This is a genomic window from Deinococcus frigens DSM 12807 (assembly GCF_000701425.1).
GTDB classification, from domain to species: Bacteria; Deinococcota; Deinococci; order Deinococcales; family Deinococcaceae; genus Deinococcus; species Deinococcus frigens.
Window position 1 is genome coordinate 15,719 of record NZ_JNIW01000012.1, and the last position, 26,533, is coordinate 42,251.

Sequence of the window (26,533 nt, forward strand, 5' to 3'; positions counted from 1 at the left end):
CCCGGGCGTGTTAGCGTCGGGGAATGACTGACCAGACAGTACAGGACAAGGCGGGCACGCGCGGCAGTGCATTTATCACCGGGTCCAGCAAGGGCATCGGCTACGAGGTGGCGCGCGCTCTGGCCGGAGCGGGCTACGCCGTGACCATCACCAGCCGCAACGAGCAGGAGATCGGCGAGGCAGCCCGCAAGATCGGTGGTACGGACAAGGTCAGCAGCGCAGTCAAGGTCAGCGGCGCAGTGCGCGGCGTGGTCTGTGACGTGCGCGATCCAGCGGCCCTGGAGCGCGAGGTGGCCGCCCACGTCGCCGCTTTCGGCGGCCTGGACGTGCTGTTCGTCAACGCGGGCGTGGGCAACTTCGCCAACGTGGCCGATATGAGCATCCAGCAGTGGCAGGACGTGATCGATACCAACCTCTCGGGGGCCTTTTACACCATCAAGGCGGGCATTCCGGCGCTGAAGAAGGGTGGCGGCTACATCTTCACGCTGTCCAGCCTGGCGGGCAAGAATCCGTTCGCGGGCGGCGCGGCCTACAACGCCAGCAAATTCGGTCTGAATGGCCTGTCCGAGGTGCTGACCCTGGACCTGCGCCAGCACGACATCAAAGTGACGCAGATCATGCCTGGCAGCGTGGCCACCCATTTTGCCGGGCACACGCCCAGCGACGCCGATGCCTGGAAAATCCAGCCCGAGGACATCGCGCAGCTCACGCTGGACCTGCTGAACATGCCCGTGCGGACGCTGCCCAGCAAGGTCGAGGTCAGGCCCAGCAAACCGCCCAAGAAGTAAGGGAACAGTAGAAATAGGGAGACAGATTGAAGCCGCTCGTAGGTTGTGGCGGACGTGCCATACGACATGGCCGAGAACGGGACCGCCCTACCCAACCCCGAGCGGCCAGAGCCAGTCCGGGCGAATCTGGAGCGTCCCGCCGCTGCGGGCCATGAAATCCCGGCCAGCCGGGTGCCTGGCATGGGTAACGGCGTGTTCGCCATCGTAATCACCCTGCTGGTGCTGGAGCTGCGGCCTCCCGGAATCTCTGGAGTGCTGGACGGTGCCGGGCGCGCTCAGGAGCTGAATGGGGCCATTCTTAATCTCTTGCCCCGTCTGATCGTCTTTTTCGTGACGTTTTTGGTGGCGGGCATCAGTTGGGTCAGTCACACCTGGTCTCAGTCCCATCTCTCGCGGCTCGATTCGCGCCTGGCGTTTTTAAACATCATCTACCTGATGTTCGTCTCGCTGTTGCCGGTTCCCTCGGCACCGCTCGGCGCGTTCGGCGACACGCCCACCGGTCTCGCCAGCTATGCCCTCAATCAGGTGCTGATCGTGCTGGCCTTCCTGTGGATGCTCTGGCACGCGGTCCGCCACGGGCTGATGGCTCCTGGCTGGCAGGCCGAACGCCTGGGCAGCGGGCGCTGATCAACCTAAGCGTGTTCGCGCTGATGGCGCTTTTGGCCCTGACCGCGCCGACGCTGGCCTTGTTTGTGCCATTCGTGCTGCTGGCGGCCCATCCGCTGCTGTCGCGGGCGCGTGGGCTGGGCTGTTGAGACGTTCAGACTGCGGCGCGGCGGCCCTGCTAGACTGCGGGGCGTGTACACGAACCGCCGCGCGCATTACGAGTACGAGTTGCTGGAGCGCTTCGAGGCGGGGGTCAGCCTGACCGGCAGTGAGGTCAAGAGCATCCGCGCCGGGGGCGTCGATTTTCGCGACGCCTTTGCCCGGCTCTCGGGCGGCAACGTCGATCTGGAGGGCCTGTATATCCCGCCCTACACCGAGGCCACCTACAACAACCACGAGCCGCGCCGCACCCGCCGCCTGCTGCTACACCGCGAGGAAATCCTGAAGATGAAGCGCGGGCTGGAGCAAAAGGGCCTGACCCTGATTCCCACCCGGCTGTACGCCAAGGGCCGCTATTTCAAGGTGGAGGTGGCCCTGGCGCGCGGCAAGAAGCTGCACGACAAACGCCGCGCCGAGGCCGAGAAGACCGTGCAGCGGGAGTTGCGGGCGCTGTGAGGTTTCTCGGAAGATCTTTTCTATCGAGGCCGCCTGCGACGGGCCGCGCGGGCGGGCTGCGGCGCTCCTGGCCGCTGCTGTCTGCCGCGCTGCTGGCCGGGCTGGCCGGGGCGCAGGTGACCTTCGGCAAGCTGAATCTGGCCGGGCAGCAGGTGGACAGCATTGGGCTGTACGGCGCGGAGTATGTGAACGGCGACGTGCTGGGCAAGCTGGTCCGGGTGACCCGAGATGGACCGATCGTGCGCGTCAGGGGGCTGGGCCACACGCTGCTGGTTCCCATCGACCTGGACCAGGAACGCGCCACCACCGATTTCAACATCGTGCAGCTCGACACCCGCCGGATTCAGGCCCCAGCAGCCACACTGGTCAACGGCAAGCTGTACCTGCCGCTGAGCACCCTAGCCACCGGGCTGGGGGCCAGGTACGAGCAGGGCAAGCTGACGCTGGCGCAGCCGGAGTTGCTGGGCGTCAGCAGCCGCGCGGGCCAGGACAGTGACCGGCTGGTGCTGGACCTCAGCCGTGACGTGGGGATCAGCGATGAGGCGCGCGGCAGCCGGGTGGTGGTGCGGTTGCGCGGCGTGAAGGGCGAGGCCCGCAAATACACCACGCGCGGGGCCTTTGTGCCGTCTGCCGAGGTCAGCCGTGACGGCGATGACCTGATCCTGAGCGCGCCGATCACTGCCGCCAGCGGCTACCGGGTCTACAAGGTGGTGCGGCCCGGCGGCACGCGGGTGGTCCTGGACCTGGGGCCGGGCATCCCGCGCGTTAGCCCGGCCCTGCTGGAACGGGTCACGCGCCCGCTGATCGTGCTGGACCCGGTCAAGGTGACGGGGATTGGCCGCGACCCCACCCTGGACGTGGCCCGCCGCGCGGCGGAGATGCTGAGTGGGGCGGGCTGGCAGGTGCAGGTCACCCGCGATACCGCCAGCGCCCTCAACCGCGACGAGAAAATGACACTGGCCCGCCAGAGCGACGTGTATCTGGCCCTGAACCTGGGCCGCTTTCCCGGCTCGACCCGCAGCGGCGTAACTGTCTACGAGCCAGCCGGGCCGGCCCCGTCTCAACTGGTCAGCAGCGTCCGGGTGGGCAGCACGCTGCCTTATGGCTCGCTGGTGGTGGGCGACACCGGCGGCACCCGTCGCCTGAGTGAACTGCTGCGCGGTGAACTCAAGGGCGGCAACATCACGGCGGGGCAGGGCAGCCTGTCGCGGGTCATGACCCTCAGCGAGGCTCCACAGGCCGCGCTGCTGCTGGAACTGGGCTGGGCCAGCAATTCCAGGGATCTGGCCAACCTGAGCGTCGAGCGCCGCTTGCAGGCGCTGTCGGTGGCGGTGGCCCGCTCGGTGGCCACCTACCTGACCGCCCGGGCCAACAACAACGCCAATGTCGGCGCAGGCAGCGCGCCCAACGCGGGGGCAGGCCAGTGATCCGCCGCCTGTTCTCGCTGTTTAATGTCATCAGTGCCGCGCTGCTGGCCGCCGCCGTGCTGGCCTATCAGGCGGTCCAGCGCCCCCCCACCCTGCCAGAGGCCCCCAAATTGCGACTGGCCGAGCGCACGCCTATGAAAGTCCAGGTGTACTTCACCGATCCGCAGGTGCGCGCCATGAAGGCCGAGACGCGCACCGTGCAGGTGACCCAGAGCAACCCGCGCGCCGTGGCCCAGGCCACGCTGAACGTCTGGGCCGCCGGGCCGAACAGCTCGTCGAATCTGGCGGTGGTGCCTGTGGGCACGGCAGCCCCCAAGGTCTACCTGCGCGGCACGCATTACTACGTGGACCTGCCCGCCGCCTACGCGGGCCTCCGCTACGGCCCCAGCGGCGAGCGCATGCTGCTGTGCACCCTGACCCGCACCCTGCTGAACACGCGCGGCGACGACGTGTCCTTTGTGCTGGACGGTCAACCGGTGGACAGTCTGGGCCAGATCAATCTGCGTGGTCCGTTCACGCGGCAGGACTGCGCCGATGAATAGGAGGGAGATGTCTGACCGTCTAAAGGTCTAACCGTCTGACCGCTTAAAAAATGAGGACTTGCTGCCTCATTCTTTTACGCTTTGACCGTTTGACCTTCAGGCAGTTCGACCCGCAGCCATGCTGAGGACCATTACCCTTCAGGGCTTCAAGAGCTTCGCCGAGCGTACCCGGCTGGAGTTCGGGCCCGGCGTCAGCGCCGTGATCGGCCCCAACGGCAGCGGCAAGAGCAACGTGGTGGAGGGCCTGCGCTGGGTCACGCACGGCGCGCGGGCGCGCGAGTTGCGGGCTGGGCGCGGCAGCGAGCTGATCTTTCACGGAAGCGGCGGCAAGGCTCCGCTGGGGCTGGCCGAGGTGCAACTGGAATTGCAGACCCCGGAGGGCCGCGTGAACCTGTCGCGCCGCATCTACCGGGGCGGAGCGGGCGAGCAGGACCTGAACGGGCGGCCCGTGCGCGCCCGCGACGTGCAGGCAGCGCTGCGCGGCACCGGTCTGGGACCGGGCGGTCTGGCCGTCATCGGCCAGGGCGAGGTCAGCGGCGTGGTGGGTGCGGAGGGCCGCACGCTGCTGGGTTACGTGCAGGAGGCCGCCGGGCTGTCCCGGGCCGTCAGCGCCCGCCAGGAAACCGAGGCGCGGCTGGGGGACGCCGACACCCATCTGGCCCAGTTGCGCCTGCTGCAAGGCGAGCGCGAGGCGGCGGTGTCACGCCTGGAACGCGCCGCCCGTCAGGCCAGGCGCTGGCGAGAATTGAGTTTGCGGACGCTGACCCTTGAAGACGCCCTGAAGCGCGAACGCCAGGCCGCGCTTCACCGTGAGATTGCCGGGGCCAGGAGTGAGACGGCGCAACTCGAAACCCGGAGCGCCGTCCTGGCCGCCCAGGTCCAGATTGCCGCCGCAGGTGTGGAAACTGCCCGCGAGTCCGCGCAGGACGCCCGCGCCCGCCGTGACGCGTACGCCGGGGCCTTGGACGCGCTCAGGGCCGCCCGCGACGCCCACGCCCAGGCTGAACGCTACCGGGGTCACCTGCGGGGCGAGGCCGAGGGCTTGCAGTCCGAACTCGCCAGCCTTCCCACATCCCCTCCGGCCCAGCCCGCGTCCGATCTGGCCGCGCTGGACGCCGCCTCTGCCCGCATTCGCAGCGACGCCGAGGCTGCCGAACGCCGCGCCCGCACCCTGGACGCCGAGCTGACCCGCGCCCGCACGCTGGCCGCCCGCGCCGCAGAGGGACTGGCCCGTGCCGATGCCAGCCGCGAAACGCTGAGCGCCGAGCTGGAGCGGGCCGAGGGGAACCTGGAAGTCGCTTCCGAGGGCTTGGAGGCTGCCGCCGAACGCCTGAGCACCTCGCGTCTGGCCCGCGAATATGCCGAAACGCAGTACACCGCGCACGCTGCCGAACGGGAGACCGCCGTGAACCAGGAACGCCACCTGGCGGGCGAGCTGGCCCGCGTGAACGCCAGCGTGGCCCCGCTGCGGCGTGAACGCCAGCGCCTGGAAACCGCCCTGAACAGCTACGCCCGCTACGGCGAGGGCGCGCGCAACGCGCTGCGGCTGGACCATCCCGGCATCGTGGGTTCGGTGGCGGACCTGCTGACCGTGCCTGCCGAGTATGAAACCGCCATTGGCGCGGCGCTGGGGCGGCGGCTGGAGCAGGTGGTGGTCTTGCGGGCCGACGACGCCCGCGACATCATCGAGGAGTTGAAGCGTTCCGGCGGGCGGGCCACCTTCCTGCCGCTGGACCTGATCCGCGCCCGCCCACGCCGCGACGCGCAGTTCTTGCACGAAACGGGCGTGGTGGGCAATCTGGCGGACCTGTGCCCCAGCGATCCGCCGCTGGTGGGCCAGGCGATTCTGGCCGATACGCTGGTGGTGCAGGACCTGCGCGTCGCCAACCGGATGGCCCGCTCGCACGCAAGCCGCCCGCGCCTGGTCACGCTGGACGGCGAACTGGTGGAACCCGGCGGGGCGATCACCGGGGGCCGCCTGCGAGACAGCGGCGCGGGCGTCCTCGGCGATCAGCGCCGCTTTCAGGAGCTGGAGGCGGAGCTGGAGGAGGCCGACGCGCTGGGAGCGCGCCTCGCTGATCAGTTGGAGCAATTGAGGCTGACTTCAAGCGGCGGCAACGAGCGCCATGATCTGATTCTCGCCGCCCGCGAACGCGCCGCCCGCGAAGAACGCGAGGCCGAGCGCCGGGTCACCGAACTGACCGCCCAGACCCGCAGCCTGGGCGAGAACCGGGACCGCCTGCTGGCGCGGCTGGGGCCGGAAATGGGGGTTGTGGCGGCCTCGGAGCTGCCGGATGTAGAGGCGCTGGAGGCCAGGTTGACCGCCGCCCGCCACGCTGCGGAGACAGGCCGCGCCGCCGAACGGGAAGCTGTTGAGGCGCTGGCCCTGGCCCGCGAACTGGCTGCCGCGTGGCAGGCTTACGAATCCGCCCAGAGCCGCGCCGCCGAACTCCGCACCCGGCTGGATGCCAACGCCGGGGCCACCGCCACCCAGAACGCGCATCTGAGCGCCGCCGCCGCCGAACTCGCGCGCCGTGAAGCCGCCCTGGGCGAACTGGACGAATCCGAATTCCCGCGCGCCGAGGCTGCCCGTGAGGCCGCCGCCCTGGCCTACGCCACCCTGATTGGCAGCCAGAACAAGGTCCGCGCCCGCCTGGACGACTTGCGCGTGCTGATCGCCCGCCGTGAGGGCAGCCTGGAACCGCTGCCCGACGGCTGCACCCCACCCGGCACCCCGCGCGAGTGGACGGCGGAATCAAGCCGCGCCCACGCCGAACTGGGAGAATTGGGGACCGTCAACGCCCGCGCCGAGGCCGATCACGCCGCCGAACTGGCCGAACTCCAGACCCAGCGGGCCGAGGCCGCCGACGCCGAGAGTGCCACCGCCGAACTGCGTGCCCACATGGGCGAGCTGCAAGACGCCGAGGGAGCCGCCACCCACGCCGCCTTCACCCGCGTCAACGCCGCCTTCCGTGACTACAGCGCCGAGCTGCTGGGCGGCGAGGGCGAGCTGGAAGGCGAGAGCGACGACTCGGGCCGGTTGACCGGACTGCGGTTGGCCGTGCAGCCCAAGGGCAAGCGCACCCGCAACCTCAACCTGTTGAGCGCCGGGGAGCGCACGATGGCGGGCCTGGGCTTCCTGTTCGCGCTGAACCACGCGGGCGGCGACGGTGGGGCAGGCGGGTTGCCTCTGGCCGTGCTGGACGAGGTAGACGCTCCGCTGGACGAGGCCAACATCCGCCGCTTCACCGCCTTTCTGGAGCGCTTCAGCGCCCGTGGCGCGCAGTTTTTGCTGGTCACGCACCAGAAGGCGACGATGGAAGTCGCCACCGCCCTGTGGGGCGTGACCACTGACGGCAGCGGAGCCAGCCGCGTCCTGAGCATCCGCCAGGCCGAGGACGGCGCGCGGCGGGTGATGGTGGAGGGTTGAGGAAGGTCTTTCTTACGTCGGCGTCTTGCCAAAACGGTCCAGCTCCCGTTGCAGCTCCCGGTAAAACTGCGCGATGTGAAAGCCGTCGCAGGCGGCGTGGTTGGCATGGACCGCTACCGGCATCAGCAGTCGCCCCGCGCTCTCCTGATATTGCCCCACGGTGAAAATGGGCAGCAGAGAGTCCGCTCCGTCCTGAATCTTCAGCTCGAAGGCGCTGAAGCCCAGCCACGGCGCGACGGAGATGTTCAGCACATGGGGCGGCGCACCCGGCTTGGGCAGATACTCCAGGAGTGAGCCGTAGCCCTGCGCGTCGGCGTGATAATTGCTGAGAAACCCTCCGAAGTCGTCGCCCAGTTCCGTCCACAGGGCCGAGAAAGTTTCCGTCTCTGGATGAAAGACGGTGTAGAGGGGCAACACACCGTCCCAAATGCCGGGCTGATCTCCGTCCAGGAGGCCCATTCGCAGGGCGGGGAGCCGGTTGACCACCGCGCAGATGCTATAGATCACGGCGGGTGCGAAGGGCGTCCCGCGTTCTTTCAGTCGGCCTCTGAATGCCGTCACGTCCACGGAAGCGGTGACGTTAAAGGTGCAGGGGTTTTACCGGAAGTGCTGATAGGTTTGCCGACGGGGCCAGGTGATCAGATCAAGGGGACGGAGCATCCCCGCAATTTAGCGGCATCAGTGGGCTGGCCTCCTCACGCTGCGCCATTTTGCCAACCCCCCCCGACTCCGCCAGAAGGCTCAAGGCAGCGTGGGGGCAGATTTGCGACAATGGGGGCATGAACACCCCGACTCCGCAACAGGCGCTGACCGAATTCCTGTCCTGCTGGCAGAAACGGGATTATTCCAGCATGTCGCGGCTGCTGCCCGCGCACGGCACGCCGCCCAAAAAGCAGACCGTCAAGGCCACCCGCGAGCTGTACGGCACCCAGAAACTGACCGATTTCAACCTGCTGGCCGCCCGCGACACCGACCCTGCCGCCACCAATCTGGATGTGGAACTGCACTACCGCGAGGCCGGGGAGCTGGAGGTCAAGCGCTGGCGCTTTCGCATGGTCTATGTCAACGACGCTGGGCAACCGATCCCGCGCAACCAGCCGTCTGGACACTGGAAGCCGTATGTCCGCCGCGTGCTGCCGGACCCCCCGGCACTGCGGGCCTGAGCTGCGGTAAGCGACAGAGTCACCGAAGCAATTCCGCCCGGCGACTCTGTTTTTAGTGGTGCGGGTGCGGCTTATTTCTTTCTGGCTTTGGGAACCGCGACGGCCAGATCGGCGGCGGTGATCGGGTGCTCCTGCGCGCCAAAGCCGGTGGCGGCCAGCGCTCCGGCGGCGTTGGCAGCGCGCGCACTCTCGGCCATGCTGGCCCCGGACAGGACCGCGTGGGCGAAGGTGGCGGTAAAGGTGTCGCCCGCGCCGGTGGAGTCCACCACTGCGCCCTCAGGGGGCACGGCGTCCACCAGCTCGGTCTCGGTGGGGGTCCAGATGATGCTGCCCATCTTGCCCACCTTGACCACCACCCGCTGCGCCCCGGCCTCGCCCAGTTGCTTGAGGGCGGCGCTGATCGAGCGCGTGCCGGTCAGCGCCTGCAACTCGTGCTGATTGAGGGTCAGGTAATCCGAACTCAGCGCCTCATCGCGCAGGCCGGTGCCCACTTTGTTGACCGCGCCGGTGCCCAGGTCGATGAACACCAGAACAGGTTTCTTGGCTGTCCGCGCGTACTCGATGGCCTGCAATGTAAATTCGCGCTGCGGACCCTCGATCAGGCTGTAGGCGTTGACGATCAAAGCGTCGCTGGCCTCCACGTCCTTTTTCTTTAGCTTGGCCGGGTCCAGTTGGCGGTTGGCTGCGCCGTCGCTGATCATGGTGCGCTGGCCGTCTGCCGTCTGCATCAGGGTAATGGTGCTGGTCAGGTGATCGCCGCTGCGCTGGATGGCCGCCTCACTGACGCCGCTCTCGCGCACGCGGCCCAGGGCGTAGTCGGCAAATGGATCGTCGCCCACGCAGGCGGCCAGCGTGACGCTGTGGCCCAGCCTCGCCAGCGTCACGGCAATGGTGCCGCCCGCGCCGCCGGGCTTCATGCTGGCACGCACGGGCGTGACTTCCTCGCCGGGTTTGGGCAGTTTGTTCAGGTGGTACAGGTGGTCAACGGTCACGTCGCCGATTACGTAGAACTTCAAGGGGAAACCTCCGGGGCAGACCCCGTGTCGAGAGCGTGGTGTTGCCGAAGCAGGATGATTTTAAACAGGCGACAGGCGAGGCGGACGGCCCCGCCAGCGATGGGGTCAGGCAAACAGTTCCCGGGCATGGAATCGTAACCGTCACCCTAGCACGCCCAGCCGCCCGGCCAAATCGCGCAGGGCGTCCAGCGGCACGTCCTCGGCGCGCACGTCCGGGCGCAGACCCCCAGCCGTCAAGGCCCCGTCAATGGCCGCCCCATCCTGACCGATCATCCGCAGGTTGTTCCGCAGGGTCTTGCGGCGGTGGTGCAGGGCGGCCTCGACAAATTTCAGCAGCGCGGGTGGGGGTGGCGGTCGTGAGCGGTCAAAATCCAGCCGGATCACGCTGCTGGTTACGTCGGGGGCCGGAAAGAACGCGCCCTTGGGCACGTCCCGGACATGATTGACCGTCCCGTAGAGCGCCGCCAGCGCGCTGAGGAAGCCGTAGTTTGCCCCCCCCGGTGCCGAGGCCAGGCGCTGCCCAACTTCCTTTTGCACCAGCACGGTGGCCGACACGATGGCGGGCGCACGCATAAAGCGGGAAAGCAGCACGCCGGTGATGTAATACGGCAGATTGGCGATGACCCGCGTGTCGCCGGGGAGCGCCGAATAATCAAATTCCAGCGCGTCACCCCAGACCACGTTCACGTCCAGCCCGGCCAGCGTCTCGGCCAGCACCGGGCGCAGGCGCTCGTCCTTTTCCAGCGCGGTGACCTGTGCGCCGCGCGTGGCGATCTCGCGCGTCAGTACGCCCAGGCCGGGGCCAACTTCCAGCACCGGGGTGCCCCGTGCTTCCCCCCCCGCCAGCCCCACCTCGGCAATGGCGCGCAGGATGTTGCCGTCGATCAGAAAGTTCTGGCCCAGGCTCTTGGTGGGTTTCAATCCGTGCTGGGTCAGCAGTTCCCGCACCCGCGCGGGCGAATACAGCGGGGCGCTGGGGTTGGGGGCAGCGGTGTGGGTGAGCAGGTCATCGGGCATCAGTGGGCCATCTCCAGTGGGCCGCAGGCGGCGCGTCAGTATACCCGCGCGGTGGTCAGGACAGGAGATCGTCGTTTGGTGTGCGCTGCTGCCCGGGAGCTGGCGGCCTCCAGACTGGGGAAGAGGGGCCGAACGGGATGAACGTGAGGTCCGCTCCTATTGGAGTTTGTCCGCTGGTCCCCTTACATCCTTGCCCCGCAACGCCCCGCCGCCTCGCATCTCTCTCGTCAAGTCGAAGGTCAGGGGGTCATCCGCAAGGGACGGGGGGGCACTGTGGGGCCTGGGCCAGATTGAACGCCGCTCAGCTCAACTCAGCGCAACTCAGTGCAACTCGGCCAGGACCTCGATTTCCACCCGCACGTCGCGGGGCAGTCTGGCCACCTGCACGGTGCTGCGGGCTGGCGCGGGGGCCGGGAAGTGGCGCTCGTAGACGGCGTTCATGTCGGCAAATTCGTTCATGTCGGCCAGAAAAACGGTGGTCTTGACCACGCGCTCCAGATCGGTGCCTGCGGCCCGCAGCACGGCGCGCAGGTTCTGCATCACCTGCTCGGTCTGCTCGGCAATGCCGCCCTCCAGCAGTTGACCGTCCGGGGTCAGCGGAATCTGGCCGCTGGTCACCACCAGATTGCCGAAAACGACGGCCTGGCTGTAGGGGCCGATGGCGGCGGGGGCGTCGGCGGTCTGGACAATGTCTTTCATCGCCTGAGCATAGCGGTCCGTGAAGGAGAGCGCGTGGCCTGCCTCTCACTGAAGCTGGTTCAGCGTCCGTTGTCGGGGGTGGAATGCTGCGGCGGGGCTTTGGACGCGGGCGCAGTGGGCACTGTGGACGCAGTGGGCACTGTGGGCACCGTCCGGGGCGGCACGATCATGGCGCTCCCAAGAACGGCGCTGGGGCGGCCCAACCGCCCGCTGACCCGGTGGATCAGGGCCAGCCGCTGGACCAGCAGGATGCCGGCCAGCAGCGCGGTGCCGATGACGGCGATCAGGACGCGCTGGATGGGCAGCAAGATCACGCCCAGCAGGGTGAAGTACGCCAGCATCAGCAGCAGGTAGGTGTTCAGGCTGTTGCCCCGCTGCGCGCCGAGCAGCGCGTCCACGTAATCGGGGCCGCTGTGCTGGGGGGCGGGCAGGTCATAGCTGGGCAGGTGCAGGTCCAGCCGGACGTCGATAACCAGCGCCGTGATGTTGTCCGGGCCGCCCGCGTCGTTGGCGGCGTCGATCAGGCAACGCACGGCGGAGTCCGGAGCGAGCGGACGGGTCAGTAATTCCAGCAGGTCGGCGTCGGCTACCACGCTGCTGAGGCCGTCGCTGCACAGCAACAGGCGGTCCCCGGCGCGCAGCCGCAGGCCGAACAGTTCCAGCCGCACCCGTTCCTCGCCGCCCAACGCGTTGCTGACCACGCTGCGCCACTGGTGGTCTCTGGCCTCTTCCTCGGTCAGGTGCCCCAGGCGCACCTGCTCGCTGACCCAGGAGTGGTCATCGGTGAGACGGTGCAGCTCTCCGCCGCGCAGCAGGTAGGCGCGCGAATCGCCGACGTGGGCAATGATCAGCGCGCCCCGGTCGATCAGCGCGGCGATCAGCGTGGTGCCCATCCCCATGTATTCACCGACGGCGTGCCGCAGTACCGACACGTTGGCCGCCTGCACGGCCTCGGCCAGCCGCACGGGCGGCGCAGTGCGGCGGGCCAGATAATGGGCGCTCAGCGCTTCTAAGGCCAGCGTCGCCGCGAGTTCCCCCGCCGCGTGGCCCCCCATCCCGTCGGCCACCGCGAAGAGACCTCCCCGCGTCAGACCCAGGGCCAGGGCAGCGTCCTGGTTGACCCCTCCTCGCCGCTGACGACCCACGTCCGTCAGCAGGCCATACGACCAGTTGGGCGCTCCCGCAGCCTGCATGCGGCCACTATATGTCACCCTTCCTTACTCAACTCTATAAAACATCTCATCTTTCTGACGAAGTGCGAACTGTACTTGCCCTTCCGACCTAGACAACGAAATTTAGTAAATGCTCCATTTTTTTGAAGTTCTTTCTTGAGGTATCGGTTACTCTGCGCGGAGATTCGCCGTCCACACATGAGGCGGTCCCTCCCAGCTGCAGGTCACTTACATCGGGAAATCTGCCGATTGGCTGTCAGGTGCGCTGTAAGCTCCTGCGGCGAGACTGTTGTCGCCTGGGTCCCCCCTGACGAACGGGTGTGCGTTCCAGGGCGGCGCGGCGAACTGTGATTGTCGTGCGCGCGTTTCTCGGTTCCCGGCAGCGCCGCTCCCCGGCTACACTGACGCGGTATGTCGCTCCCGTCCATTGACCTGTCATCTGCCGCCGAACTCGTCCGTGCCGTGGGGGCAGGTGAAACCACCCCCGCCGCGTTGCTGAACGCCGCCCGCATACGGGCCGAGGCGGCGGGTCACCTGAACGCGCTGATCAGCCTCAACGATCATGCCGAAACCGGGGCGGCGGCGGTGCAGTCGCGTCTGAAAGCAGGCGAGAGGCTGCCTCTGGCGGGCCTGCCGGTCATCGTCAAGGACAACCTCAACCTGAGCGGCACGCGCACCACCTGCGGCAGCCGGATGCTGGAACACTACGTCAGCCCCTACACCGCCACCGCCGTGCAGCGCCTCCTCTCGGCGGGCGCGGTGATCGTGGGCAAGGCCAACATGGACGAGTTCGCGATGGGCAGCTCCGGCGAGAGCAGCGCTTTTGGGCCAACGCTCAATCCCTGGGACACGTCGCGCGTGACCGGCGGCACCAGCAGCGGCAGCGCGGCGCTGGTGGCGGCGGGCGTGGTGCCGGTGAGCCTGGGCAGCGACACGGGCGGCTCGGTGCGCCAGCCTGCGGCGCTGTGCGGGGTGTACGGATTGAAGCCCACCTACGGGCGGGTCAGCCGCTACGGTCTGGTGGCCCACGCCAGCAGCCTGGACCAGATTGGCCCGCTGGCCCGCAACGCCGCCGATCTGGCCCTGATCATGAACGTCATCGCCGGGCACGACGGGCGCGACGCCACCAGCCTGGACGCGCCGCCCGCCTTCGTGGCCGGAACGCCTGAAGACCTGCGCGGTCTGCGCGTGGGCGTCATCCGTGAGAGCCTGGGCGGCAACACTGCGGGCGTCAGCGCCGTGCTGAACGCGACTCTGGAGGCTCTGCGTGGTGCGGGCGCAGGCGTGGGCGAGGTCAGCCTGCCCGCACTGAAACACGCCATCGCCGCGTATTACCTGATCTCCATGCCCGAGGCCAGCAGCAATCTGGCCCGCTACGACGGCATGGTCTACGGCACCCGCGAACCGGGGGCCGACGTGCTGGGCAGCATGACCCGCACCCGTGAACGCGGTTTTGGGCGCGAGGTCCAACGCCGCATCATGATCGGCACCTACGCCCTGAGCAGTGGCTATTACGATGCCTACTACAGCAAGGCCACCCGCGTGCGCCGGTTGATCGCGGGCGAATTCAGCGCCGCCTTTGGACAATTCGACGTGCTGGTCACGCCCACCAGTCCCTTTCCGGCCTTCCGCCTGGGCGAGAAGATGGATGACCCCCTGACCATGTACGCCGCCGATGTGGATACCGTGGCCATCAACCTCGCGGGCCTTCCCGCCCTGAGCGTCCCCGCCGGATTTGAAGAGGTCAAGGGGAAGCGGTTGCCCGTGGGCGTGCAATTCATCGCCCCTGCCTTGCAGGACGAGCTGCTGGTCAGGATCGCCGGTGGCCTGGAAGGGATTGGAGCGGTGCGGGCGGAGGTGGCTCCAGGTCAGTGAAGTGCGAGGACCGCTTTCGCCGTTCACTTCACGCCCAAGCCCGCACCACCTTCAACCGCTCCCCGTCGCCGTCCACCACCGCCACCAGCTCGCCGCCAAGTGTTACCACATGCCGCCCCACTTCCGAACGCCTGGGACGCTTCCCCTGGCGCAATTCGCGGGCCATCTGTTCGTCGGCATCAATGTGCGGAAAGTCCAGTGCGGCCAGATTGCTCAGGCCAGAGGCGGCCTCTAAGTCCTCCAGTTGCACGGCGTCGGCCAGGCTGTAGCGGCCCACCCGCGTCCGCACCAGGCCCGAAAGGTGGGCGGGCAGACCCAATGCCGCCCCCATATCCCGCGCCAGCGAGCGCAGATACGTGCCGCTGCCCACGCGGGCACGCAGGAGCAGGGTGGGAAATTCCCCCAGTGCTTCCGGCAGGGTGAAGGTCAGACCCGTTCCGGCAGGATTCCAACCTGACGGGTCAAAGGTGCGCGGCGCAGCTTGAACGCTGGGAAACACGCCCAGCAGCTCCAGCGAGTGGATCACCACATTCCGTGCGGGCAGGTCCAGCTCGCCCCCCGCCCGCGCCACCGCGTAAGCGCGTTGCCCGCCCACCTGAATGGCGCTGTACTGGGGGGGAATCTGTTTCTGCGGGCCGGTGAACTGGCCCAGCATCGACCTGATTTGGCCGGCCTCCAGGGTTGGCACCTCCGCCGTCTCGTCCAGCGGCCCCTCGGCGTCCAGCGTCGGCGTGCCCGCGCCCAGGCTGATCCAGGCCAGGTAGTCTTTGCTGTCGGCCTCCATGAACTGCACCACCTTGGTGCTGTCCTCCACGGCCAGCACCAGCACCCCGGTGGCCAGCGGGTCCAGCGTGCCGGTGTGGCCCACCCGCTTGGTCTTGCGGGCGCGGCGGGCGCGGTTCACCACGTCATGCGAGGTCAGGTGCAGCGGTTTATCGACGGCAATCACGGGCATGGGGCAGATGCTAGAGCGTGGACACCCACGGACACCACGGCCCGCGCCGTCAGGGCTTCTGCCGGGGGCCGTGTACTCGCAGTACAAAGCCCTGGGGAGAGTCGTAGGCTCGCTCTGGAGCGTAGAACACTGCCAGCACCTCGTCCTGACCGAAGGTGCGCCCGCGCGTCCACGCCGCCAGCCGGTAACGCCGTGGATCACTGGACGTCATGGCCTGACGCACAAAACCAGCATCGGCGAGCGTTTTTTGCACGGATGGCTGCGCGTAGAACGCCTCAATGTCGTCCCAGCCCTTGCCCACATCCAGCTTGGCGAAATCCCCGACCTCCACAGGTCCGTACAGCGGCCTAAGATGGTCTCGCATGCTGCCCATTGCCAGGTCGACACGGCTCTCGAAGCTGCCGTTGTATTTGCCCTCTACTGCAAACGGTGGCAGGGGCAGCGTATTCAGGGTGGCGGGAGCAGCGGCGCAGCCCACGGCAAACGCGCCCAGCAGGGCGTTCTGGATCAAGCCGCGCGCAGAATTCACCCGAATCATGCGTCAATTTATCAACCCCCTGCTGACCGTCAATGAGGCAGAAGCAGTGAGGTCAGGGTGAAACGATGGCTGAACCCACGCACGCCCGCCAGTTGCGTACACTACCGGGCGTGCTGCGCGCCTCGTTCTGGCTGACCGCCCTGCTGTTCATTCCGCTGGGGCTGCTGTTGTATTTTCTGCCGCCGTCGCTGGCCGCCACGCTGGGCGTCTCGCCGCTGTGGCTGCCGCGTGTGGCGGGCGGATTGCTGCTGGCCTGGGGCGCATTCCAGGTGGCGGCGGGCGTTGCGCCGGACGCGGCGAAGGTGGGCGGACTGGCCGGGGGCAACCTGCTGACTGTGGCCGCGCTGCTGCCCGCTGCCCTGCGCGGTGAAGCGTTGCCCCCTGTGGTACGGACGCTGTTGCTGACGGTGTCGGTGGCGCTGCTGCTGCTGGCCGTGCTGGCCATTGTGGCGGTGCCATCCCCCCGCACTCGGCCCGTCAAGGTGGACCAGTGAGCGGCCCGTCTGGTGGCGAGCGACTGCAAAAGCGGCTGGCCCGCGCCGGAGTCGCCTCACGCCGCGCCGCCGAGACGCTGATCAAGGCCGGGCGCGTGCAGGTCAACGGCGTCGTGGCGACGCTGGGGCAAACGGTCACGGAGGCCGACGATATTCGCCTGGATGGGCAGTTGCTGGATACTGGAGCAGCGGAGAAGGTAACCTACGCGTTGTACAAGCCGCGCGGCTACGTGACCACCGCCAGCGACGAATATGGGCGTAAGAACGTGCTGGACGCCATGCCCAGCATTCCCGGCCTGCATCCCATCGGGCGGCTAGACCGCGATTCGGAAGGACTGCTCCTGCTGACCACCGACGGTGACCTGACCCTGACCCTGACCCACCCGCGCTACGGCCATGAGAAGGCGTACCGCGCGTGGACCCACGGCGACGCCCCGCCCACCCAGGCCGAGCTGGATCAGTTGCTGGGGGGCGTGATGTTAGAAGACGGCCTGGCGAGTGCAATCAGCGCCACGCCGGCCAGCGACGGCGCGTTCATCACGCTGGGCGAGGGTCGCAAGCGGCAGGTGCGCCGCATGCTGGAGGCCATCGGCCACCCGGTGGGCCGCCTGATGCGCTACCGCGTGGGCGGCTACTGGCTGGGCGATCTGGACGTGGGCGAATACGCCGCGCTGAGCGAGCGCGACTTGCAGGGCTTGCTGGATCCATCGAGTATTCCGGCGGGCATCTGGGACGGCAAATGGGAATTGATGGAGCGGCGCTGGGGATAGGGGAGGGCTGTCTACTTTTGACCGGACAAAGTGAGTGAATTTTACCGAGCATCTGGGACTGGCACAGCTCCGTAGGAGAGAATGGAAGCATCGGGAGTCTCCCTGCCCAATGCTGTAATCCGGACAAATGCTCTCAAGACCAAACAGTCAAACGGTCTAACCGCCACAACATTAGTGTCAGGGGACTTGGCGGCGCGGTGAACCGGAAGGTCAACCCCTCTGTCCGCTTCACAGCCAGCTTCCCTCGACGGGAGCTGAGAAAGCACCCTGCCTTTCATTGAACGCAGGTCTCCCGCACGGGGGAGGGGTGAAGCTGGTCTGCTCACCTCAGAACCGAATTCCAAGACGGCCCTTTTCCCGTCAACCCTCGTCCCCAGTCTGCTATCCTTCCCCGCGCGGGGGAATGTTCGGTCGCGCTCCTGGGGTTCATTCGTGGACTCTGGGGGTGAGGAAAGTCCGGGCACCGCAGGGCAGGATGCCAGTTAACGGCTGGTCGGCGAGTCAAGTGCCCGCACGCGCGCCTGCGTGTGGGTGGCGGCGAAGCCGAAGGACAGTGCCACAGAAACTGAGACCGCCAGTTCCACACAGGCCGGGCGTGGGCCGGAGCTGGTCAGGGTGAAACGGTGCGGTAAGAGCGCACCAGGCCGCAGGGAGACTTGCGGCGTCTGGTAAACCCCATCCGGTGCAAGACCCGAGAGTGCGCGAGGAACGGCCCGTTCCATTGACCGCCAGGATGGTCGCAACGAGGCGCGGCGGCGACGCCCGCCCCAGAGAGATGGCCGAACAGTCGCTGCAAGGTGATGGACAGAACCCGGCTTACAGTTCCCCCGCACCACCCGCCGCCTCTCCTGTTTTGGGAGGGGTGGTTTCTTTTGACGGTTTGCTGCCCCCTGCCAGTTTCAGTCCAATCAGCGCGGCGATCAGCAGCCCGATCAGAATCAGCCGCGCCGGGCTGAGACTTTCCTCAAACAGTACCGTCCCCATGAATACTGCTCCCACTGCCCCGATCCCGGTCCAGATGGCGTAGGCGGTCCCCAGCGGAATGGTCTTCAGCGCCCGCGAGAGGAAGTCGAAGCTGAAATAGGCACAGACCAGAAATACGTAGAAGAACGCGGGGCGCGCCTGCTCCAGCTTCAGCGCGGTGGCGAAGCCGATTTCCAGCAGGCCCGCACGGCGCTCAAGACCGCCCTGTCGCGGATGCTGATTGATCCTGGCTCAGCCTGAGCGCCGGAAGTCCACTGCCGCCAGCACGAGGCCGGCGATCAGCAGGACGCCGCCAAGCGGGGTGATCGCGCCGAGCCACTTCATGCCAGTCAGGGCCAGGATATACAGCGTGCCGCTGAAGATCACGGCCCCGCCCAGCAGCAGCGCAGGCGCGCGGCGTTGCTCTGGACGGGTGCCCAGCACCAGCAGGGCCAGCGCGGCGTACATCTGGTAGCGCACGCCGGTTTCAAAGTTGGCAAGTGATGACGGCTCCAACGTGGCTTTCAGCCCATGCGTGGCGAAGGCCCCCAGCGCCACGCCCAGCGCGGCCAGCACGGCCCCGGTCTGAAACGCGGGCAGCGGGGCGGCGGGAAAAGCGGCACGGGTCGTTCGCATCCCATCAACTTAAAGCATTTGGCATCGGAGCTGTACGGAACGGTGGGAATCCACGGCTCTGGCCTGGAGTGACGAACGCGGCCTGTCGCTCTGTTGAAACGGGCCGCCCCCGGACAAGCTGCACGTCATTTCTCCGTTCATATCCGTACGGTCAGGCGGTAGCGGGAACGGCATGCCGATACCCTGGATGTGCGGGTCAGGCCCACGGGTCGGCACCAGAAGGTGACGGTGACGGCGGCCCACGAGCCACAATGACTGGGCAGGCCCGTATGCCTGAAGAGGCCACTGGCCTCAGGGTCTGTCTCAAGACCGTGGACCGGGTATTTCGACGCCACCACAGCCTACGCCCTGCATTAAATTTCAGGACATCCGGGACAGTGCTGCATGTACTTTCATTCTACTCAGGAGTTGCACCTATGAATAGCGCGGGAGCAGCGTCCCAGACGATAAATCTTGACCTGCTCGCGTGGGGCGGTTTCTGCCATTCTCTCGCCTTCCTCCGCTCCCCCGCATCTCAAAAGCCCAGTGTCTCAATGCTGTCGTCACGCCTTTCATCATTTTCCCGAACCGATCACGCCTATCCAATTTCGCCAGACCAGTCTGGCGATTACTCTGGGATTCTCCCGCCAGGAGAGGTTTTTTCTGATTATGCAGGTGCAACTCCTGAGTTCTACGCACTGCGTCTTGTTTGCCTTTCCTTCCAGTCGGGTTGAGGTGCCCACCACAATCCGCAGCGCCGGGACAGCTATTCAACAAAACTTCCAGAATGGCGTGGTTGCCGTATTTCTTGTCTTGCCCACGACATAGGGTAGTGGGAAGAGTTGCCCTGCTGTCCCCGCCTTTTTCTAGCCCTCAGCAGGTCTTGCAGCGCGTCAGCTTGAACGGCGTCTTAGGGCCGCCTGACAAACAGGGGCAACCCAGAAGCCTCTACCGCGCCCACCTGTACGGCCCGGCGGTGCAATTCCTGCACGGCGCGCGTGCCCTCCTCTCCCACATCCAGGCTAAAGAGGTTGACGTACAGGTCGATGTGCGCCTGCATCACCTCGTCGGCCATCTCCAGCGCGTGCCGCCGGATGTAAGCGCGCGAGGCATCTGGGTTGGCATGGGCGTATTCCAGGCTGGCCCTCACCGCCCCGTTCAGCGCCCACTGCGTCTCCGGGGCCAGATCGCGGCGCACCAGAATCGCGCCCAGCGGCAGGGGCAGTCCCGTCTCGCCCTCCCACCACGCGCCCAGGTCCATATGCTTGCTCAGGCCGTGCTGCGGGTAGGTGAAGCGCGATTCGTGGATGATCAGGCCCGCGTCCACTTCACCCCGTTCGGCGGCGGGCATGACCTGGTCGTAGCGCATCCGCACGACTTTCACTTTGGGATAGACCAGTCGGAGCAGCAGTTCCGCCGTCGTCGAAGCGCCGGGCGAGGCCACGGTCAGACCGTTCAGATCCGGCACGTCGCCGCGCGTCACGATCAGCGGCCCCACCCCGCGCCCCAGCGCCCCACCCGCGCGCAGGGCCACGTAGCGGTCCATCACGCCGAAATACGCGCGGTAACTGATCTTGGTCATGGGCAGGCGGCCCAGCGTGGCCCAGTCGTTGAGGGTCTGCACGTCCTCCAGCACCTCCTGCACGGGTATGGGCGAGGGCACCAGCCCGGCATGCAGCGCGTGGAAGATGAAGGTGTCGTTGGGGCAAAAGGAATAGCCCAGTTGCAGGGGTGCGGAAGTAGGAGGTGCGGGGGTGGAGGGCGGGAGATTCATTGGCCCCAGGGTACGCCTCACCGCGCGCGCGGGTCAGCGTTTGATCACACGGCGTCCTATCACGCGGCCCACGCCTCAGCGCACGTCCCTGAGCGCCTCGCGCGCCCCCTGCGCGTCGCGCCCGAGTTGCGCTTTCAGCTCGTCCAGGCCGCCGAATTTCTGTTCGCCGCGCAGGTGCGAGAAGAACTTGACCTGCAACTCCTTGCCGTAGAGGTTGCCCTCAAAGTCGAACAGGTGGACCTCGAAGCGGCGGGTCTTGCCGTTCACGGTGGGCCGGAACCCCACATTCGCCATGCCGTGCCAGCGTTCGCCCCTGTCGCCCAGCGCCACCACCGCGAACACGCCCAGCGGCAGCGCCTTGCCGTCCGGCACGCCGATATTGGCGGTGGGCCAGCCAATCGTGCGCCCCAACTGATCGCCGTGAATGACCACGCCCTGCGCGTCGTAGTGGCGGCCCAGCAGCCTTCCCGCGCCGTCCACGTCGCCCGCCGCCAGCAACTCGCGGATGCGAGTGCTCTTGATGTCCTCGCCGCCCAGTTGGTGCATCGGCAGGGCCACCACCTCGCCCGCCACGCCCCGCAGGTCCTCGACGCCCCCGGCCCGTCCGCGCCCGAAATGAAAGTCCTCGCCCACCACCAGCGTGCGGGGGCGCAGGGTCCGCAGATCGTCCAGGAACGCCTCCTTGGGCCGGGCCGCAAATTCGGGGGTAAAGGACATGGCAATCGTCTCGTCCACGCCGTAGCGGGCCAGCAGGTCCAGCTTTTCCGGCAGGGTGGACAGGAATTCCACGCCCTGGGTCAGCACCCGCGTGGGCGGATCGAAGGTATAGACCACGCTGGGCACGCGGTGTTCGCGCGCCTTGGCCTTTAACTGGGCGATCAGCGCCTGATGTCCCAGATGCACGCCGTCAAACGATCCCACCGCCACCACCGTTTCGGTATCGGGGCGCTGGGCGGGTGACACGTAGGTTTTCACCCGTCTGCCGGGTTGTGGGTGTCCAGGCTCTGAAGGCCGTACAGCGCCGCAGCCAGCGTCGTCGCGCTGCCCACGATGCGGCCCTCGCGCATGCCGTCCAGCACCCGCTGGGGCGGCATCCAGACCACCTCGATGTCCTCGTCCTCGTCGTGGGGCAGCTTGCTTTCACGCAGGTTGGTCGCCTGGAACACGTACAGGTGCTCGTCGCAGAAGCCGGGGCTGGAGTAAAAGCGGGTCAACAGGCGCATCTCGCCGTCCAGTCCAGCCTCTTCCTGCAACTCGCGGCGGGCCGCCGCCTCCGGGGATTCCTCGCCGTCGATCAGGCCCGCCGGAGCTTCCAGGGTGTGGGCGTCCACGGCGCGGCGGAACTGGCGCACCAGCAGCATCTCGCCCGCGTCGTTCAGGGCCAGCACGGCCACGGCGTCGGCGTGGCGGATCACCTCCCACTTGTTCTCCAGCAGTTCCAGTTTCAGGATGTGGCCGTCATAGATGGTCCGGGCTTCGCCAGTCATGCGGGCCATTGTAGGGATGTGCGGCGGGGGTTTGGCTGCTTGCAGGTGGGAAGGCTTGAGCTTTAGCTGGTTGCTCCACCCCCCAGCCCCCAGCCCCAGAGGGGACGGGGGAGCTTACGTTGCACTGGGCAGGGGTTCGTTGGGATTGATCGGCGGGAATTTGAGGTAGAGGTTCCTGCTCACACGCCCCGCTCCGCCCAGCGTCGTAAGGCCCGTCCGCTGCGCGTCCGACGGCCTTCGGTGGCTGTGTGCGGTGGGGTTGATGTGGAGTTCTGAAGGCTGGATCTGTCCCCTCTCCCCTTGTGGGTGACTGGTACAGCCGCGTAGCGGAGGGAGGGAGAAGCGAAGCGTCGGAAGGGTGAGGGGGCCACCGTGCAGGCCGCAAATGCAAACTGGATGGATACGGTTTCATCTCTCTTTCCGCCCAATACAATGCCCCCTATGTCCGCCCTGCCCCCCCATCTGGCCCAACCCCTGACCCCCTACACCGGGCAGACGGTGGCGGTAGGCGTGTCAGGTGGGGCCGATTCGGTGGCACTCTTGCGGGCGCTCCTTCTGGCCGGGGCGCGGCCTGTCGCCGTCCACTTGGACCACGCCCTGCGCCCCGAATCGGCTGAGGACGCCCGCTGGGTGGCGCAACTGGCCGAATCGCTGAACGCCCCCCACGAGTCGGCGCGGGTGGACGTGGCGGCGGTGGCGGCGGCGCGCGGCTGGAATCTGGAGGACGCCGCCCGCCGCGTGCGCTACGACTTGCTGGGACGCGTGGCCAAGCAGCACCGCGCCGCCGCCATCCTGACCGCCCACACCCGCCGCGACCTGGCCGAGACGGTGCTGATGGGGGTGCTGCGGGGCGAGGCGGTCCTCAGCGGTATTCCCGCCGAACGGGGCCGGGTGCGCCGTCCCTGGCTGGATGTGCCGCGCGAAGACCTCGAAGCGTTCCTGACTGTACTGGGTCAGCCCTGGCGTGAGGACGCCTCCAACGCCGATCCCGCGTTTACCCGCGCGTGGATTCGCCGCGAGGTGATGCCCGTGCTGAGCGCCCGCTTTCCGGGGGCCGAGGCGGGACTGGCGCGGGTGGCACGGTACGCCGCACAGGACGACGCCGCGCTGAATGAACTGGCCGCCCGCCTGACGTCGCATGTTCCTCTGCAAAAGCAACCCGCCGCCGTGCTGCGCCGCTATGTGCGCCGGGGGCTGGTGGGTGCGGGGCTGTCCTTCCACGCCGGTCACCTGGAACTTCTGGCGGGCGCATTAAAAACCGGCGAAACGGCCCACGTCACGTTGCCGGACGCGCGGGAGGTCACGGCTACGGGCGGGCGCTTGTATCTGGCGGCGCAGCGTTGGCCCGAACCGGATTTCTCCCTGCCGCCTGGCTGGCAGCGCCGCACCCGGCAGGACGGGGACCGGGTTCGCCTGCCCAGCGGCACCCGCAAGCTCAGCGACGTGCTGACCGATCTCAAGATTCCGCGCCGGGACCGCTCCGCCGCGCCGCTCGTGGTGTCCGGGGGCGGCGTGCAGTGGGTGGGCGTCTCGCCTCCGGTGTGGGCCGTGGGCGCGCGGGAGGCGGTGGGCGCGGCCCCGGACCCCATGCACTCCGCGATGGGCGAGGCGCTGGATTTGGCCCGGCAGGCGGCAGCCGAACAGGAGGTCCCGGTGGGCGCGGTGGTTCTCGGCCCGGATGGCGCGGTGGTGGGCCGGGGCCGCAACACCTCGCGGGCAGACGGTGACATGACCCGCCACGCCGAACTGGCCGCTTTGCGAGATGCTTGCTCTCACCTGGGAACACCGTATCTGACGGCCTGTACCCTTGTTGTCACGCTGGAACCCTGCCCGATGTGCCTGGGAGCGGCGCTGGAAGCGCGGGTGGGCCACATCGTTTACGGCGCGGCCAACCCCAGGGCCGGTGCGCTGGGCGGCGTGACCGACGTGCTGGCCAGCCACTGGGGCCACGCACCCACGGTGACGGGCGGCGTGCGGGCGGGAGAGGCGGCGCGGCTGCTGCGGGCCACCTTCCAGGGCATCCGGGAGGGTCGGCAGGTGGACGGCTCCTGATTTCGTCCCGCGCATCTTCCCGACTTGCTACCCTCCTCGCGTGACCATTCCCGCCTCTGCACTCCATGACGCTGCCGAACGCTTCGGCACGCCGCTCTACGTCTACGACGCCGCCGAGCTGGACGCCGCCCTGGCGCGGGTGCGGGCTGCCTTCGGCACGGCGCGGGTGTATTATGCCATGAAGGCCAATCCCAACCTCACGTTGCTGCGCCGCCTGCACGGGGCCGGGGTGGGCTTTGAATGCGTCAGCCCCGGTGAACTGGCCCGCGCAGAGGCGGTGGGGGCATCTGGCGAGCGGATTCTGGTCAACGGCCCCGCCAAGTCCGAGACCGAGTATTCGGCTGGCGGGCGGCTGGGCGCAACATTCATCGTGGACCGCGCGGAAGAGGTGGCCCTGTTGCCGCCTCACTCCCGTGCGCTGGTGCGCGTCAATCCGGCCCTGGCGGTCAGCACGCACGATCACCTGGCAACGGGGGCGGTAGGCAGCAAATTCGGCGTGACGCTTGCCCAGGCCCCGCGCGTGCTGGCCGCGTTGCGCGACGCCGGGCACACCGCGCTGGGCCTGCACGTCCACATTGGCAGCGCGATCCGCGACGCCCACGATTTCACGGCGGCCTTCGGGCGGCTGACCGAACTGCGGGCGCAGACCGGGCCGCTGGCCGTGCTGGATGCGGGCGGAGGCTGGGGCCTGGACGCCGATCTGGGCGGGATCGCGCGTGAAGCGCGGGCCGCCGCCTCGGCCTTTGGCGCAGCGCTGTGGGTGGAGCCGGGGCGCTATCTGGTGGCCCGCGCCGGAACGCTGCTCACGCGCGTGGTGGGTACCAAACGCACCGGCGGCACCTTCTGTCTGGTGGACGCGGGCATGACCGAACTGCTGCGCCCCATGCTGTACGGCGCGCTTCACCCGGTCACGCCGCTGTGGGACGGCGGCGAAACTGGGGTGTGGGACATTGCCGGACCCGCCTGCGAGAGCGGCGATCTGCTGGCCCGGGGCGTGTCGCTGCCGCAGCCCCGGCGCGGCGAACTCCTGGCCATCGGGGAGGCCGGGGCCTACGGCGCGGCCATGAGCAGCACCTACCTGACCCGCTCCCGCCCCGCCGAGGCGCTGTATCAGGCCGGAGGAGAAAACGGCGCGGACTGGACCCTGATTCGCCGCCGCGAAACCCCGCAGGACGTGTGGGCAGCGGAAACCTGAGCGATCTGCACCAGCGCCTTCACGTCCTGTCCTCTACGGCAGCAGGTCGGCCTCGTCGATCAAAAAGTCCACCGCGCCGCTGCCGATCTCGTAATAGCCGCCGATCACCTGGATCTGGCCCCGCGCCTCGGCGGCCTGGATCACGGTCTGCTCGCGCAGGGTCTGGACCTGGTGGCGCACGTTGTTCAGCACCGCCTCGCGCATGCGGGCCTTTTTGTCGCGGATGCGCGGCATGCCCACCAGGCTGGGCGTGATGCGGTGGATGAGGCCCTGAAGGTTCTGCGGCTCCTGCGCGATCTTCTCGGGCGGCAGCATGGCGGCGGCCACCGCGCCGCAAGCCTCGTGGCCCATCACCATCACCAGATGCACGTCCAGGTGTTCGATGGCGTATTCCAGCGTCCCCAGCCCCGCCTCGCCCACCACGTTGCCCGCCACCCGCACCACGAACAGGTCCCCCAGCCCCACGTCGAAGACCAGTTCCACCGGGACGCGGCTGTCGCTACACGCCAGCACGGCGGCGTAGGGCGTTTGCCCCATGATCTGTGCGCGGCGCTCATTGACGCCCAGCTCGGGCCGTCCGCTCTTGCCGCTGAAGAAGCGGGCGTTGCCGTCCTTGAGCGCCTCGATGGCCCCGGCAGGCGTCTGGATGTCGGTGTGGTGGCGCAGCGCCGCGATGTCCTCCATGCTGGCCCCGCGCCGGATGGCGTCCAGGATGCGGCGTTCCAGTTGGGCGGTCGTCTGCGCGGGGGCCGTGACGGGCGGTGAGTCGGTCATGTGTGCCGACTTTATCCGCTCGGCGGCGCGGTGCCCCTTCGCTGTCCATCGCGCCGCGCCGCTTGACCTATCCTCGGTGCATGACCGACACCCAGGGCGACTTTCAGGCCGAGACGCTGACGACGCAGGAACTGCTCGAACGCTACGCCATGCTGCGCGACACCATCCAGGGTTTGGAGGCCGAGCGCGAGGTGCTGGGCGCCCAGCTCAAGGCCGCTCTGGCAGGCGGCGAGCGGGCCGAGACGGACCTGTACCGCGCCGTCCTCAGGGTCTCGCGCCGCATCGAGTACCCGCTGGACCGCTTCCGCGAAGTGTTTGGCGACGCCGCCGCCCTGGAAGTCGCCACGGTAGACCGCAAGAAGGCCGACGCCCTGGCCGGAGCGGGCGATCTGGACCCGGACCGCCTGCACGAACTGGGCGTGGTGCGGGAAATCCAGGTGTTGACGTTGCAGCCGAAGACGCGCTGAGCGCGTGGTCTAAAAGTCTGAAGGTCAAACGGTCTAGCCGCTCTAACAACTGCTTTGCTTTAGCGATTTGACCTTTTGACGGTGGCGCAAGTTGACGGT

Annotated in this window: 24 protein-coding genes, 1 other RNA gene and 2 pseudogenes; 14 read left to right on the forward strand and 13 right to left on the reverse strand. The window is 67.9% G+C overall.

Going from position 1 to position 26,533, the window contains the following annotated elements; genetic code table 11:
- Positions 1-23 precede the first annotated feature (23 nt).
- The 6 genes from Q322_RS0106270 to Q322_RS0106300 all read left to right on the forward strand — a co-directional run bounded on the left by Q322_RS0106270 (position 24) and on the right by Q322_RS0106300 (position 7,408).
- Positions 24-788 (forward strand): SDR family oxidoreductase, encoded by a 765-nt coding sequence (locus Q322_RS0106270; protein ID WP_051668291.1) that lies wholly within the window; start codon positions 24-26, stop codon positions 786-788.
- A gap of 54 nt (positions 789-842) precedes the next feature.
- A complete protein-coding gene (locus Q322_RS0106275; protein ID WP_156952919.1) occupies positions 843-1,415 on the forward strand; it encodes a TMEM175 family protein in 573 nt (190 codons plus the stop codon).
- Positions 1,416-1,577: 162 nt separating this feature from the next.
- The gene (gene smpB / locus Q322_RS0106285) at positions 1,578-2,009 is read left to right on the forward strand and encodes an SsrA-binding protein SmpB (RefSeq protein WP_029476947.1); all 432 of its coding nucleotides are present in this window, start codon (positions 1,578-1,580) and stop codon (positions 2,007-2,009) included.
- A complete protein-coding gene (locus tag Q322_RS0106290; RefSeq protein WP_415831160.1) occupies positions 2,006-3,436 on the forward strand; it encodes an N-acetylmuramoyl-L-alanine amidase in 1,431 nt (476 codons plus the stop codon). The genes smpB and Q322_RS0106290 overlap by 4 nt, the downstream gene beginning before the upstream one ends.
- On the forward strand, positions 3,433-3,978 hold the full coding sequence (locus tag Q322_RS0106295; RefSeq protein WP_342667656.1) for a GerMN domain-containing protein: 546 nt from the start codon (positions 3,433-3,435) through the stop codon (positions 3,976-3,978). The genes Q322_RS0106290 and Q322_RS0106295 overlap by 4 nt, the downstream gene beginning before the upstream one ends.
- 118 nt (positions 3,979-4,096) lie before the next feature.
- Positions 4,097-7,408 (forward strand): AAA family ATPase, encoded by a 3,312-nt coding sequence (locus Q322_RS0106300; protein WP_029476951.1) that lies wholly within the window; start codon positions 4,097-4,099, stop codon positions 7,406-7,408.
- A 12-nt stretch (positions 7,409-7,420) separates the two neighbouring features.
- On the opposite strand, the pseudogene Q322_RS20705 reads toward Q322_RS0106300, so the two are convergent.
- A pseudogene (locus tag Q322_RS20705) lies at positions 7,421-7,987 on the reverse strand (CatA-like O-acetyltransferase); the annotation flags it as partial.
- A 200-nt stretch (positions 7,988-8,187) separates the two neighbouring features.
- On the opposite strand from Q322_RS20705, the gene Q322_RS0106310 reads away from it, so the two are divergent.
- Positions 8,188-8,571: a hypothetical protein gene (locus tag Q322_RS0106310; protein ID WP_029476952.1), complete on the forward strand. Its 384-nt coding sequence runs from the start codon at positions 8,188-8,190 to the stop codon at positions 8,569-8,571.
- Positions 8,572-8,642: 71 nt separating this feature from the next.
- Here the strand turns inward: Q322_RS0106310 and Q322_RS0106315 are convergent, their stop codons facing one another.
- The 4 genes from Q322_RS0106315 to Q322_RS0106330 all read right to left on the reverse strand — a co-directional run bounded on the left by Q322_RS0106315 (position 8,643) and on the right by Q322_RS0106330 (position 12,496).
- Positions 8,643-9,587 (reverse strand): carbohydrate kinase family protein, encoded by a 945-nt coding sequence (locus Q322_RS0106315; RefSeq protein ID WP_029476953.1) that lies wholly within the window; start codon positions 9,585-9,587, stop codon positions 8,643-8,645.
- A gap of 141 nt (positions 9,588-9,728) precedes the next feature.
- The gene (rsmA, locus tag Q322_RS0106320; RefSeq protein WP_029476954.1) at positions 9,729-10,604 is read right to left on the reverse strand and encodes a 16S rRNA (adenine(1518)-N(6)/adenine(1519)-N(6))-dimethyltransferase RsmA; all 876 of its coding nucleotides are present in this window, start codon (positions 10,602-10,604) and stop codon (positions 9,729-9,731) included.
- A 321-nt stretch (positions 10,605-10,925) separates the two neighbouring features.
- The gene (locus Q322_RS0106325) at positions 10,926-11,303 is read right to left on the reverse strand and encodes a RidA family protein (protein WP_029476955.1); all 378 of its coding nucleotides are present in this window, start codon (positions 11,301-11,303) and stop codon (positions 10,926-10,928) included.
- 59 nt (positions 11,304-11,362) lie between these two features.
- The gene (locus tag Q322_RS0106330) at positions 11,363-12,496 is read right to left on the reverse strand and encodes a PP2C family protein-serine/threonine phosphatase (protein ID WP_084147840.1); all 1,134 of its coding nucleotides are present in this window, start codon (positions 12,494-12,496) and stop codon (positions 11,363-11,365) included.
- Between the two features lie 390 nt (positions 12,497-12,886).
- Between Q322_RS0106330 and gatA the strand changes: the two genes are divergently transcribed.
- A complete protein-coding gene (gene gatA / locus Q322_RS0106335; RefSeq protein WP_029476957.1) occupies positions 12,887-14,350 on the forward strand; it encodes an Asp-tRNA(Asn)/Glu-tRNA(Gln) amidotransferase subunit GatA in 1,464 nt (487 codons plus the stop codon).
- Between the two features lie 28 nt (positions 14,351-14,378).
- Here the strand turns inward: gatA and truB are convergent, their stop codons facing one another.
- Together truB and Q322_RS0106345 are read right to left on the reverse strand one after the other, a co-directional pair.
- Positions 14,379-15,305, reverse strand: a complete 927-nt coding sequence (gene truB, locus Q322_RS0106340) for a tRNA pseudouridine(55) synthase TruB (protein WP_029476959.1) — start codon at positions 15,303-15,305, stop codon at positions 14,379-14,381.
- A gap of 49 nt (positions 15,306-15,354) precedes the next feature.
- Complete coding sequence (locus Q322_RS0106345; protein WP_029476960.1) at positions 15,355-15,843, reverse strand: hypothetical protein; 489 nt, start codon at positions 15,841-15,843, stop codon at positions 15,355-15,357.
- Positions 15,844-15,908: 65 nt separating this feature from the next.
- On the opposite strand from Q322_RS0106345, the gene Q322_RS0106350 reads away from it, so the two are divergent.
- From Q322_RS0106350 to rnpB, 3 genes are all read left to right on the forward strand, one after another.
- Positions 15,909-16,337 (forward strand): hypothetical protein, encoded by a 429-nt coding sequence (locus Q322_RS0106350; RefSeq protein WP_029476961.1) that lies wholly within the window; start codon positions 15,909-15,911, stop codon positions 16,335-16,337.
- Positions 16,334-17,107: a pseudouridine synthase gene (locus Q322_RS0106355; RefSeq protein ID WP_029476962.1), complete on the forward strand. Its 774-nt coding sequence runs from the start codon at positions 16,334-16,336 to the stop codon at positions 17,105-17,107. Before Q322_RS0106350 ends, Q322_RS0106355 begins: the two co-directional genes overlap by 4 nt.
- Before the next feature lie 395 nt (positions 17,108-17,502).
- Positions 17,503-17,942, forward strand: an RNA gene (rnpB, locus tag Q322_RS21640) — RNase P RNA component class A.
- Between the two features lie 98 nt (positions 17,943-18,040).
- Here the strand turns inward: rnpB and Q322_RS20710 are convergent.
- The 5 genes and pseudogenes from Q322_RS20710 to Q322_RS0106380 all read right to left on the reverse strand — a co-directional run.
- Positions 18,041-18,316, reverse strand: a pseudogene (locus tag Q322_RS20710) (DMT family transporter); the annotation flags it as partial.
- A 6-nt stretch (positions 18,317-18,322) separates the two neighbouring features.
- Entirely contained in the window at positions 18,323-18,706 is a 384-nt protein-coding gene (locus Q322_RS0106365; protein WP_051668294.1) for a DUF423 domain-containing protein, read from the reverse strand.
- Positions 18,707-19,595: 889 nt separating this feature from the next.
- Positions 19,596-20,459 (reverse strand): 1,4-dihydroxy-6-naphtoate synthase, encoded by an 864-nt coding sequence (locus tag Q322_RS0106370; RefSeq protein ID WP_029476965.1) that lies wholly within the window; start codon positions 20,457-20,459, stop codon positions 19,596-19,598.
- Between the two features lie 75 nt (positions 20,460-20,534).
- On the reverse strand, positions 20,535-21,434 hold the full coding sequence (gene ribF / locus Q322_RS0106375) for a riboflavin biosynthesis protein RibF (RefSeq protein WP_029476966.1): 900 nt from the start codon (positions 21,432-21,434) through the stop codon (positions 20,535-20,537).
- A complete protein-coding gene (locus Q322_RS0106380; RefSeq protein WP_029476968.1) occupies positions 21,431-21,946 on the reverse strand; it encodes an NUDIX domain-containing protein in 516 nt (171 codons plus the stop codon). The genes ribF and Q322_RS0106380 overlap by 4 nt, the downstream gene beginning before the upstream one ends.
- Positions 21,947-22,387: 441 nt before the next feature.
- Here Q322_RS0106380 and tilS point away from each other — a divergent pair, with 441 nt between their 5' ends.
- A complete protein-coding gene (gene tilS / locus Q322_RS0106385) occupies positions 22,388-23,998 on the forward strand; it encodes a tRNA lysidine(34) synthetase TilS (RefSeq protein ID WP_029476969.1) in 1,611 nt (536 codons plus the stop codon).
- A gap of 40 nt (positions 23,999-24,038) precedes the next feature.
- On the forward strand, positions 24,039-25,193 hold the full coding sequence (gene lysA / locus Q322_RS0106390) for a diaminopimelate decarboxylase (RefSeq protein WP_029476970.1): 1,155 nt from the start codon (positions 24,039-24,041) through the stop codon (positions 25,191-25,193).
- A gap of 33 nt (positions 25,194-25,226) precedes the next feature.
- On the opposite strand, the gene Q322_RS0106395 is transcribed toward lysA, so the two are convergent.
- Positions 25,227-25,967: a carbonic anhydrase gene (locus tag Q322_RS0106395; RefSeq protein ID WP_051668295.1), complete on the reverse strand. Its 741-nt coding sequence runs from the start codon at positions 25,965-25,967 to the stop codon at positions 25,227-25,229.
- Positions 25,968-26,047: 80 nt separating this feature from the next.
- On the opposite strand from Q322_RS0106395, the gene Q322_RS0106400 reads away from it, so the two are divergent.
- A complete protein-coding gene (locus Q322_RS0106400; protein ID WP_029476973.1) occupies positions 26,048-26,434 on the forward strand; it encodes a hypothetical protein in 387 nt (128 codons plus the stop codon).
- The last annotated feature ends 99 nt before the right edge of the window (positions 26,435-26,533 follow it).